General features: G+C 61.8%; 8 protein-coding genes. 7 read left to right on the plus strand and 1 reads right to left on the minus strand.

Annotated elements, in window-relative coordinates; genetic code table 11:
* The gene (locus HX814_RS12405) at window positions 1–1605 is read left to right on the plus strand and encodes an ABC transporter ATP-binding protein (RefSeq protein WP_177008575.1); all 1605 of its coding nucleotides are present in this window, start codon (window positions 1–3) and stop codon (window positions 1603–1605) included.
* A gap of 71 nt (window positions 1606–1676) precedes the next feature.
* Here HX814_RS12405 and HX814_RS12410 read toward each other — a convergent pair whose 3' ends face one another.
* On the minus strand, window positions 1677–2522 hold the full coding sequence (locus HX814_RS12410; protein WP_008435212.1) for an oxidoreductase: 846 nt from the start codon (window positions 2520–2522) through the stop codon (window positions 1677–1679).
* A 110-nt stretch (window positions 2523–2632) separates the two neighbouring features.
* Here HX814_RS12410 and HX814_RS12415 point away from each other — a divergent pair, with 110 nt between their 5' ends.
* From HX814_RS12415 to HX814_RS12440, 6 genes are all read left to right on the plus strand, one after another.
* Entirely contained in the window at window positions 2633–3544 is a 912-nt protein-coding gene (locus tag HX814_RS12415) for a LysR family transcriptional regulator (RefSeq protein ID WP_177008576.1), read from the plus strand.
* A gap of 96 nt (window positions 3545–3640) precedes the next feature.
* Window positions 3641–4171 (plus strand): sigma-70 family RNA polymerase sigma factor, encoded by a 531-nt coding sequence (locus tag HX814_RS12420; protein ID WP_177008577.1) that lies wholly within the window; start codon window positions 3641–3643, stop codon window positions 4169–4171.
* Window positions 4168–5127: a FecR domain-containing protein gene (locus HX814_RS12425; RefSeq protein WP_177008578.1), complete on the plus strand. Its 960-nt coding sequence runs from the start codon at window positions 4168–4170 to the stop codon at window positions 5125–5127. The genes HX814_RS12420 and HX814_RS12425 overlap by 4 nt, the downstream gene beginning before the upstream one ends.
* A gap of 96 nt (window positions 5128–5223) precedes the next feature.
* A complete protein-coding gene (locus tag HX814_RS12430; protein ID WP_371318520.1) occupies window positions 5224–7692 on the plus strand; it encodes a TonB-dependent siderophore receptor in 2469 nt (822 codons plus the stop codon).
* A 156-nt stretch (window positions 7693–7848) separates the two neighbouring features.
* Entirely contained in the window at window positions 7849–11292 is a 3444-nt protein-coding gene (locus HX814_RS12435; protein ID WP_177008580.1) for a hypothetical protein, read from the plus strand.
* A gap of 63 nt (window positions 11293–11355) precedes the next feature.
* Entirely contained in the window at window positions 11356–12180 is an 825-nt protein-coding gene (locus HX814_RS12440; protein WP_177008698.1) for an AraC family transcriptional regulator, read from the plus strand.

Below are 12180 nucleotides of genomic sequence, written 5' to 3' on the forward strand. Positions count from 1 at the left end.
ATGAATCAGGACAATCTGATCGAAGTCCGCGACCTCTCCGTCGAGTTCGTCGTAGGCAACACCCACCAGCGTGTGGTGAACAACGTCAGCTTCGATATCAAGCGCGGCGAAACCCTGGCATTGGTGGGCGAAAGCGGCTCGGGCAAGTCGGTCACGGCGCACTCGATCCTGCGCCTGTTGCCCTACCCGCTGGCGCGTCACCCGTCGGGGACGATCCAGTACGCCAACCACGATTTGCTGACCCTGAAAGAAAAGACCATCCGGCATATCCGCGGCAACCGGATTGCGATGATTTTCCAGGAGCCGATGACCTCGTTGAACCCGCTGCACTCCATCGAGAAGCAGATCAACGAAGTGCTCGGCCTGCACAAGGGGCTTACCGGCAAGGTGGCCACCAAACGCACCCTGGAGTTGCTGGAACTGGTGGGCATCCCCGAGCCCCACAAACGCCTCAAGGCCCTGCCCCATGAGCTGTCCGGCGGCCAACGCCAGCGGGTGATGATCGCCATGGCCCTGGCGAATGAGCCGGAGTTGCTGATTGCGGACGAACCGACCACGGCACTCGACGTCACCGTGCAGCTGAAGATCCTGGAGCTGCTCAAGGAATTGCAGGCGCGCCTGGGCATGGCGTTGCTGTTGATCAGCCACGACTTGAACCTGGTAAGGCGCATTGCCCACCGGGTATGCGTGATGCAAAAAGGCTGCATCGTCGAGCAGGCCGAATGCGAAAGCCTGTTCCAGGCGCCGCAGCACCCTTACACCCAGGAGCTGCTGGCAGCGGAACCCAGCGGCGGCCCCGCCACCAATGAAGTCGGCCCGCCGTTGCTGGAAGTCGATGACCTGAAGGTCTGGTTCCCGATCAAGAAAGGCTTCCTGCGCAATACCGTCGATTACGTCAAGGCGGTGGATGGCATCAACTTCAGCCTGCCCCAGGGCCAGACGCTGGGCATCGTCGGTGAAAGCGGCTCGGGCAAATCCACCCTGGGCCTGGCAATTTTGCGGCTGATTGCGAGCAAGGGCGGCATTCGCTTCGAAGGCCATCAGATGGACAAGCTCAGCCAGCAACAGGTGCGCCCGCTGCGCCGGGAAATGCAGGTGGTGTTCCAGGATCCGTTTGGCAGCCTGAGCCCGCGCATGTGTGTGAGCGAGATCGTTGGCGAAGGCCTGCGTATCCACAAGATGGGCACTGCCGCCGAGCAGGAAGCGGCGATTATCGCCGCGCTGAAGGAAGTGGGCCTGGACCCGGAAACCCGCAATCGCTACCCCCACGAATTCTCCGGCGGCCAACGCCAGCGCATCGCTATTGCCCGCGCACTGGTGCTCAAGCCCCGGCTGATTTTGCTGGATGAGCCGACCTCGGCCCTCGACCGTACCGTGCAGCGCCAGGTGGTGGAACTGCTGCGCAACCTGCAGGCCAAGTACAACCTGACCTACCTGTTCATCAGCCACGACCTGGCGGTGGTCAAGGCCTTGAGTCACCAACTGATGGTGGTAAAACACGGGCAGGCGGTTGAACAGGGAGATGCACCCGCGATCTTCGCCAACCCCCAGCATGCCTACACCCGGCAGCTGCTGGAGGCGGCGTTTTTGGTGCCCGGCCCCTAGCAGTAGAACCACCGTAGCAGCTGTCGAGCCCCAGCGAGGCTGCGGCTCGACAGCTGCTACGCCATTGGGTGTCAGAAATCGGTTGAGGCCGACAGTTCACGCCAGGCGGCGGTCTCTTCCTTGACGTAAGCCAGCTTGTCCTCAATCGCCTGCAACGTATCGGTGCCCAGGGCCAGGCGCATCGGCGGATGCGGCGCTTCCACCAGCTTGATCATGGCCACTGCCAGCAGCTCCGGGTTACCCGGTTGCTGCTGGTTGTAGACCTTGGCCAGCTTGCGCACCTCGCCGGACGTGGCGGCGTAGTCGTCGATGATCAAGGGTGACTCCACCAGGGAGTTGCCATCCAGGAAGTCGGTACGGAAATAACCCGGCTCCACCACCGTCACCTTGACGCCCAAGGGTGCCAACTCTGCGTGCAGCGCCTCGCTCAACCCTTCAACGGCAAACTTGGTCGAGCAGTACGTGCCGAACCCCGCACCCGAACGGAAGCCGCCCACCGACGAAATATTGATCACGTGCCCGCTGCGCGCCTGGCGCATGAACGGCAATACACCGCGGGTGACATTGAGCAGCCCGAACACGTTGGTTTCATACAAGCGGCGAACCTCATCGGCAGACGCCTCCTCCACCGCGCCCAGCAGGCCAAAACCGGCATTGTTGACCAACACATCAATGCGCCCGAAGTGCTCAATGGCGGCACGGGCAACGTCGGCAGCCTGGGATTCGTCGGTCACGTCCAGTTGCACCGCCAGCAGCCCGGGTTGCTCACCGAAGCGTTCGGTGACGGTATGGGCGTTGCGGGCCGTGGCCACCACCGCATCACCGTGGGCCAGTGCTGCCGCGACGATTTTCGCGCCGATGCCCCGGGAAGCCCCGGTTACCAGCCAAACACGCTTGAAGGAATGTGCCGTTGTCATGATCCGTACCTGATGGAGTGAATGTGAAGCCACGGTACGCTGAGGCATTAGCCTGAAAAACCGTCTCGTGCTACAAGCACTCTGAAACAGAATTTCATAATGGCTGACCGATGAACCTTGATCCCTTCAATGGCTTGACCGAATTTCTCGCCGTGGCCGAACTGAAGAGCTTCACCCAGGCCGCTGCACGCCTCGGCGTAACACCGACGGCGGTCAGCCATGCGGTGAAAACCCTGGAGAAGCGCACGGGTGTGGTGCTGTTCCAGCGCACCACGCGCCGGGTAGCGTTGACCGAGGCCGGCATGACGCTTTACAGCCGCCTGCGCCCCGCCGCCGGGGAGATTGACGAAGCGCTGGCGGCCCTCAGTGGCTACCGCGACCGGCCCATGGGCACCCTGCGGCTGACGGTGCCAAGGTTGTCGGGCAAGTTGCTGATCGAGCCGTTGATCCCGCGTTTTCGCGAGGCCTTTCCCGATGTGGTACTGGATATTTCCCTCGACGATGCCACGGTGGACCTGGTGACCGAGGGCTTCGACGCCGGTATTCGCCTGGGGGAATCCATCGACAAAGACATGGTTGCCGTGCGCCTGACCCCGGACCTGAACTGGTCGGTGGTGGGCTCTCCCGCCTATTTTGCCAAGGCCGGCAAGCCGACGACGCCGGAAGCGCTCACGGCCCATCAAACCATCGGTTATCGCTTCCTGACCTCGGGCATGGCACACCGCTGGGAATTCGAGCGGGCGGGCCGGGAATTTACGGTCGGCGTTCAAGGCGGGTTGATCGTCAATGACCGCAACCTGATGATCGCCGCCGCGCGGGCCGGCCAGGGCCTGGCGTACGTGAGTGATTTCGAGGTCATGGAGGACCTGGCTTCAGGCGCACTGGAGCCCGTGTTGCAATCTTTCGTACCGCCAAGCAGCGGGCTGTACCTGTATTTCCCCGCCCGAACCCAGAGCCAACCGAAACTGCGCGCCTTTATCGACCTGGCCACCGCATGGATTGCCGAAAAGCGTGGGCTCTGACAACGCCGCAAAAGCAAACCAATATCATTTGCGCAGTGCCCGGCCCTTTGGTTTAATCGCGACCAATTCTTATTTACGCCAAGGCTTCTGCGCCACATGGATACTGTGTCGACCCCGTCCACCTCGTTCAGCGACCTCTACGGCAATCACCATTCCTGGCTGCTGGGGCTGCTGCGCCGGCGCCTGAGCAATCGCTGGGATGCGGCGGACCTGGCCCATGACACCTTCATCCGGGTACTCAAGCGCCCGCCGGCCGACGCCGATGAGACGCGGGAGCGCTCCTACCTGGCCACCATCGCCCGGGGGTTGTGCATTGATCACTGGCGCCGGCGCCAACTGGAACAAGCGTGGCTGCAAAGCCTCGCGGACCGGCCCCAAGCCCTGCAACCGTCGCCGGAGCAGCGGGCAATCATTGTCGAAACCCTGTACGAAGTGGACGCCATGCTCGCGCGGCTGCCCCACAAAGTCCGCGAGGCATTCCTGCTGGCGCAGTTGCACGGCCTGCCCTACAAGCTGATCGGCGAACAGCTCGGGGTAGGCGAACGGATGGTGAAAAAATACCTGGCCCAGGCGCTGCTGCATTGTGCGGTGCTGGAAGCCGAACTGGACGGGATGCTCGTGGAGTGAACAGCCCCGGAAAGCTCAGCCATGCCAGCCTTGAGCAAGCGGCCCAATGGTACGTACGCCTGCAGGATCAGCCAGAGGCTGCCCAGCACTGGCAGGCATGGCTCGGGCAAAGTCCGGAACACCAGGCCGCCTGGGGCTATGTAGAACGGGTCAGCCAACGCTTTGCGCCGTTGGCCGAGCAATCCCACAGCGCCAGCCGTGCGTTGCGCAGCTCTCGGCGCCAGACGCTCAAGACCCTGCTGGTGCTGTGTGCCGGTTCAACGTTGGCCTGGGGCACCTGGCGCAACACCGCCCTGCCCCGGTTGGTGGGAGGCTGGAGTGCGGATTACGCAACCGCCGGCGGTGAAACCCGCGAAGCGCTGCTGGACGATGGCAGTCGCCTGTGGTTGAACGCCTTGAGCGCCCTGGATGTACGTTTTGACCGGGTCCAGCGCTTGCTGCACCTGCGTTTCGGCGAAGTGCTGATCGAGACCGCCAAGGACCCGAACCGCCCGTTCCTGGTGGAGACCCAACAGGGCCGCCTGCGCGCCCTGGGCACCCGCTTCAGCGTGTTGCAGGACGGCGACAGCACCGTGCTCAATGTGTTTGAAGGTCGGGTCGAAGTGCGCACCGCCGCCAGCCAGCAACAACGAATCATCGAGTCCGGGCAACAAGTGGCCTTCACCCGCGATGGGTTCAATCTCCATTCACCCGCATCCGCCACCCGTGAGGCCTGGAGCCGTGGCGTACTGCTGGCCGACAACCTGCCGCTTGGCCAACTGGTCGCCGAACTCAATCGTTTTCGCCCCGGCCACCTGGGTTGTGATCCAGCCGTGGCGCAATTGCCGGTAATGGGTTCGTTCCCCCTCAAAGACAGCGACCACGCACTGCGCCTGCTACAGGCCGCGCTGCCGATTCAGGTCGACACGCTCATGCCGTGGTGGGTCACGGTCAGGCCCAAACACCCAGGCGCATAAAAACTATCAGCCGTCAGTTCCCTTTTCCAAAACTCGTTCGGTAAACCCTGCAGATGCTTTCAATTCGCCGATCGATTTGATCCAAAGGGAATGTTCATGTCGCAACCCGTTCGCTTCACTTTGCGCCCGCTGGCGCTGGCCGTTACTGCTACCTTGTTGTGCCTGGGCGCGCTCGACGCGCAAGCCGCCGAGTCACCGTCGACTCAGGAAGCGGCCCGCCACTACACCATCGCCGCGGGTTCGTTGGTCAACGTGCTGAACAGCTTCGCCGAGCAGTCCGGGATCTTTTTCGCCGGCCACAACAGCCTGGCCAGCGGCAAAACCAGCCCGGGCCTCAACGGCAGCTACACCCCGGCCAGCGGTTTGCAACGGCTGTTGCAAGGCAGCGGCTTGCAGGCCGTGCCCCAGGGCAACAACGGCTACGTGCTGGAGTTGGTCCCGGCCAACACCGGCGCCCTGGAACTGGGCGCCACCACCATCTCCGGCGAAGGCCTGGGCGCCACCACCGAAGACACGCACTCCTACACCACCGGCGCCATGGCCTCGGCCACCGGCCTGGCGTTGTCGATGCGCGAGACGCCGCAGTCGGTAACAGTGATCACCCGCCAGCAAATGGACGACCAGGGCTCCACCAGCATCGCCGACACCCTGCGCCGTGCGCCCGGTGTGAGCGTGCAGAACTACGACAGCGAGCGCTGGGAGTTTTCCAGCCGCGGCCTGCCGATCACCAATTTCCAGTACGACGGGGTCAACTCCACCTACGACGGCGTGTATGACTACGGCACCACCAGCACCGACATGGCGGTGTATGACCGCCTGGAAATCATCAAGGGCTCAGCCGGCCTGATGTCCGGCTCCGGCGATCCTTCGGCCACGGTCAACCTGATTCGCAAAAAGCCCACCCGGGACTTCAAGGCGTCGGTCACGCAGACCTTCGGCTCGTGGGACAACTACCGCACCGAAGGCGATATTTCCGGGCCTTTGACCGACTCCGGCAACGTGCGCGGGCGCTTCGTCGGCGTGTATCAGGATCGCCAGTCGTACCTGGACCACTACCAGAACACCAAGGATATCGCCTACGGCATCCTCGAAGCCGACCTGACGCCGGACACCCTGCTGACCTTCGGCATCGACCAGCAGGACACCCGCTCCCGTGGCGCCAGCTGGACCGGCTTCCCGATGTACTTCAGCAACGGTTCACGCACCGACTTCTCGCGGTCCTTCAACCCGGCCGCCGACTGGAGCCGTCGCGACTTCCAGAACCAGACCCTGTTTGCCTCGGTGGAACAAAAGCTCGCGAACGACTGGTCGCTGAAAGTCAGCCTTGACCGCAAGCGCAGCCAGCACGATACCCTGCTCGCCTCCGCCAGCGGCGGCAACCCGGACCCGGTCACGGGCGACGGGATGTACATGTTCATGGGCAAATACAAGGGTGACCAGGTGCAAAACACCCTGGACATCAACCTCAATGGCCCCTTCAGCCTGTTCGGGCGCGAGCATGAATTGATCATGGGCTTCATGGCCACCCGCTCGAAGCAGGACGTGCCGGTGTACGGCTCGATCTACCCGCCCGTGGGCGGCAGCATTTACGACTGGCGCGGCGAATACCCGAAGCCTGACATTCCCCGCAGCGGCCAGAACGACATCGTGCAACGCCAGACCGGCGCGTACCTGGCCACGCGCTTGAAACCCACCGATGACCTGTCGGTGATCCTTGGCACCCGCGTCAGCAACTTCAGCGGCACCGACAACACCGACTTCTACGACCCGACCAAGGCCGACAACCGTTTCACCTACCGCCAGACCGGCGTCGTCACGCCCTATGCCGGTATCGTCTACGACCTGAATGACATCTGGTCGGTGTACACCAGCTACACCAAGATCTACAAACCGCAAAACAGCAAGGACGCCGACCGCAAGTTGCTTGATCCGATTGAAGGCGACACCTACGAAGCCGGGCTCAAGGCCGCTTTCTTCGACGGCCGCCTGAACGCCAGCTTCGCCGCATTCCGCATCGAACAGGACAACGTTGCGCAGTACGTTTCCGGGTTTGAGACCGACTCGGTGTATCGCCCGATTGCCGGCGCCACCACCAAGGGCTTTGAAGTCGAACTGGCCGGTGAAGTGCTGGACGGCTGGAACGTCTCGGCGGGCTACACCTACCAGCACAGCCGTGACGCCAACGGCGATTACGTCTACGGCTCTGTGCTGCAAACCACCACGCCCCAGCAAGTGGTGCGGTTGTTCAACACCTATCGCCTGCCCGGCGCCCTGGAGAACCTGACCGTGGGTGGCGGCGTGAATTGGCAGAGCGAGTTCTTCGGCAATGTGTTCCAGCCCGATCCCAACGACTCGGTGAATTTCGGCCACAACTCACGCATTATCCAGGACAGCTACTTCCTGGTGGACGTCATGGCGCGCTACCGCTTCAACGAGCACTTGAGCACCACGCTGAACGTGAAGAACCTGTTCGACAAAAAGTACTACACCGGCCTGGGCAACTTCGGTACCGGTTTCTACGGCGAGCCGCGCAGCCTGCAATTGGCGACCCGCTGGGATTTTTGAGCCCAAACGCCAGACTGCCGTAGCGCCCGCAACGGCAGTCGACTCGGGCTACATCCCATCAGGAAGGTACGTCTTTTGTTCTGGCCCGGCCCATCCGACGATGCAGGCTCCGGTCGCCCATAGCACGTGGGCGACCTTGCACAGAGCCTGAACGCCATGGATGACTTACCCTTTCTGTCCCACCTGTTGAAGAATATTTCTCCCTCCGCCCTGGACCTGATCAAGCACCAGGCATTGCGCCTCAAGGACGATCAAGTGCTGATCGCCGAACTGATCGCCGGTTTGATCAGACTGGTTGCCCAAGGCACCACCCCGGCAACCGAACCCATCTTGATCAGCGTGCCGGAAAATACCATGCTCGGTCGCTGGGTGCGGCTCTTCTGTGACGCCATCGGCCGCCCGGCCTTCCGTGAGTGGGCCTCACGCCATGACCTGGAACTGGCGAGCCTGGTGTTTCGGGGCGGCGATCTGCAGGCCACGATCCTGGAAGGCACGGTCAAAACACCGTACACCTTCACCCTGGACAAAGACTCTGATTGGTGGCGCGTCGCGAATCCGATCCTGGAGGTGGTGCAGATTATCGATACGGTCAACGCCGGCTTGCCATTCATGGAAAACCTCGTCGAACCTCATTCGAGGACACTGCCTCTGAACCTGGTATTGCCCTTCTATGGCTACCCGGTACCGACCAATCATTTGCAGGCTCAGGTGATTCTCGAAGAGATCCATACCCTCGACACGCTGCCCGGTGTCGATGAAAGCGGGCGGCTCAAATCCACCCTGCGCAAGCGCTTGACCGAAGAGCAGCGGGATTACCAACAACTGGCCGATGCGCTGCAGACGCTCCTGGAACAAAGTACAAACGGCAGCCCGCCTTTCGATTGGCTGCAGCTCTACCTGCAACGATGCACGCTGGACTCGGACTCAATGTTGTCGAGCACCTTAAAGTACGCGGCACAGCTGCTTTACGCCGTGACGCAGGGCGAAGAGTTCGCGAGCCTCAACCCTGCCAGTCAAGGCGCTGCCCCCACTTACCGCTATTCCGTCGACCAAAAAGTAGTGATCGCCGTGACCGACGGCCGCGAGGCCAATACCTCACCTCTGGATCGCTCCAACAACTCAGCGCTGAATCAGCAATGGGATGAGCTGGAGCGCCTGGCCAATCTCGCCCATACCGACATATTGCCGGACGCCAGCCTCAGCCTGGCCGCGCTGATGACGGTGTATCGGCTACCCCGTCCTGCCAGTGCAGGGGACGTTCAGGTCCTGGTGGAACAACTGCGCGCCACCAGCGCAGCGACGTTTCCCTATGTCAGCTCGGCCGCCCACTCGTTGGTGGCCGTCAGCAAACACATGCGCCATATCGCAGTCCTCAATGACCGTTACACCATGCAAGCAGCACTCAAGTCGATCACCCTCGATACGCAGCTCACTAGCACCCTGGACATGACGTTCAACCTGGCGGCTGACTCGCCCTTTGCCATGCTGGTGGACAAAGGGGCGCAACTGCTCGCAGGTTTGCGCCAGGAATCGGCCTTTCAACGCGTGAGCGCCACCCGCCAATTCAACCTTGCCCGGGTGTATGTACTGAACGCGGACGGCGAACTCAGTGGTTACGCGCTGGACGATGCGCCCAAGGTACTCACCCGTGCGGACACACCGCTTTCAAGCCTGACCTCGATGGCCGAACCCCTGTTGGAACTGGCCCGCCAATCCGGCGGGCGCATCAGCACCAATGGCCAGGTCAGCTTGCGCCAGTTACTCAACCTCTACCAGATGGCGCTACCGGCTACCCGTGACGAAGCCCATGCCACGGCACGCATCCTGCGCATCCCGACAACCAAACAGCCACGCCACGGCAACTACTGGCGGGCATTGCAGGTGATGCCACTGCTGGCGGCGCAACGCAAACAGGTGCTGCAGACCGTCGCCGCCTTCCTGCCCAACCAGGACGTAAAACTGTTCGACTACCTGAGCGAAACAATCGTCGGCGAAAAAAACCGTGACCAGGTGCGCGCCGAGGCTGATCTGCTGCTGCACCAACTATTGGCATCGCCCCCGGCCCAGGCACTGGCCGCGCGGCTATCGGAAACCGTGGGCTGGTACGGTGAACACGCCAGCGCTGCAAACACCCGTGCCAGCAGAAACGCACTGTTGTTTGCCGCACTGATTCTCAGCCTGGACGCGAATGCTGGTAAGCAGCGGGCCACTGTCGCCGGCTATGACCTGACCGATTCCTACAACTGGGGCCTGACCTTCCATGAAGTCCGTAACGCCGTAGAAGCCATGGTCCAGTTCAAGGTCCTGCGCACCAGCGCCGTACCCATGGCCGCGCACCTGTTGCTGGCGGGCATCGCCCCGGAATTCCTGGTGCGGGACATCCCTGATGAGGTGTCGTACATGAGTTCCCATACCTGGGTACATTTCAAGCAATACGTGGACCTGATCGAAGCTGAAACACCGGGTGCATCACGGGCCATGCGCTTCACCGACTTCATGGCGGTGATCTACTTCATCATGCCCTCCCGCCGGGTTCGCCGAGGCAGTCTGCCGATCGTCGACTGGGCCGTGGCCAACGGAGTACTGGCCAAAAACGTTGATGGGCACAGTACCACGCAGAAGAATCGCGCCATTGCCGCGTTGAACGAGCAGCTCAACCAGTTGCAGATCAGTTCCGAGTTGAAGAAGAACGGGCATACCAGCCTGTATGAGATAGCCTTGCAGGATCTTCAGCGGGTGTTTGCCGGTAGCACCGATCTGGAGCGAATGGTCATACAATGGCAGGCCAGGCCTGGTAACCGCTCGGAGCCGGATATCGCCGCCAATACCGCCGTTTCCCTGGTTCAGTTGCACATGGCAGGCAAGCTGACCAAAGGCACAACGCAATGGCGCTCGACCCTCAAGGACGTTGATTTCGCCAGCATGGCGTCACGGTTCGATGAGTTGGGGTCAATCCATTCCACTTTCGCGGCCGAGTTCGAGAAGCGCTACACGGCGGTGCGCGCCGCGCTGCTACAGTCGATCGTGTATTGGATGTCACAACTGCCCCTGCTTAGCCGTAAAGGCATGGAATATGGCAGCCTGGAATTCCATCGCCTGCAAACGTCACGCACCAGTGCTGGCGGGCAGACATCGGGCATCGGGAGATTCGGGGTGCTGGTGTTGTGCAGGTACGCCGGCGACAAGCGCTTCTACGAATTTCTCCCAAAGCAACTGAAGGTTGCCCCATTACCGGGCCTGACCCTGCAAATATTCGAACAGGCCCTGCGCACCGGCAATACCCAAGGCAGCCCGCTGCCGATCGATTGGTCAGCGTACGCGCGCGGCACCATTCCCAACGGGCAGCAACACGCGACGGTCATTGCCCAACGTTTTGCCGAGCTGCCTGCCGTCTATGGGCCGGGCCCTGTGGTACCCAACACCTTCACCTCGCCACGCAGCCTGGCCATTGCCAGCATCGTGATTGACCAGCACTTGCTGGTAGGCGCCGATGAGGCGCGAGCGGCGGCGAACCAACCCCTTTCCCTGGCAGACGCCATCAACGGCGTAGATCCGCGGATCGGTTTCCTGCGCAGAATGGAACCCGAAACCATGAAATGAAACGTTGCAGGCCGGTTTCTGTGTAATCATTCACTGCATTGTTTCCCGGTGAGACTTGTAGTGATGCGATCGCCCCTCGAACCGACTGCCCCGTCCTTCTGGCGCGACGAACGCCTGCCGTTCATTGAGGCTCGCACCATCGCCGACGGGCGGAAGGTCTGCTACACCCGCCACGCCCACGAGCACTTTTCCATCGGCGCGATCACGGGCGGGCAGAGCCTGTACATCCATGGGGCATCGACCTTCAAGATCAGCACCGGCACCGTGGTCTTGATGAATCCCGGGGATGTCCACGCCTGCAACCCCATTGATGATCTGCCCTGGTCCTATCACATGCTGTATATCGATACGGCCTGGCTGACCGACCTGCAGCACCAGTTGGGTTTCAGCAACGACCAGGACTTTCGTCCGTTCACCGCCACCCACACCACGGATGTCGCGCTGTACCGCGGGCTGAACGAGCTGTATGAGGTGCTGGTGGACAACCACGCCGAACACCTGCACAAGCAGAGTGCGGTGGTGAGTTTTTTCACCGAGGTGCAACAACGCCTCAACCCGTCGGAGACCCCGGTGCGCGAGGTCAATCACAAGCTGGAGCGGGCCGCCGACTATATCCGCGAACATTGCACCGAGGCCCTGAAGCTCGAAGACATTTGCCAGGCGGCTGAACTGTCGCCGTCGTACCTGATTCGTGCGTTCAAGCAGTATTACGGCATGACGCCCCACGCATTCCTGGTCAATCGCCGTATTCAGTTTGCCCGCACCCAGTTGCGCAGCGGCCAGTTGATCGCCGACGTCGCACTGGCGGCCGGCTTTTCTGATCAGGCGCATTTCCAGCGCACGTTCAAACAGCACCTGGCGGCGACGCCCGGGCAATATCGCGGCTGA

Origin of the sequence: Pseudomonas sp. C8002, from assembly GCF_013385765.1 — a bacterium.
Classification (GTDB): Bacteria; Pseudomonadota; Gammaproteobacteria; order Pseudomonadales; family Pseudomonadaceae; genus Aquipseudomonas.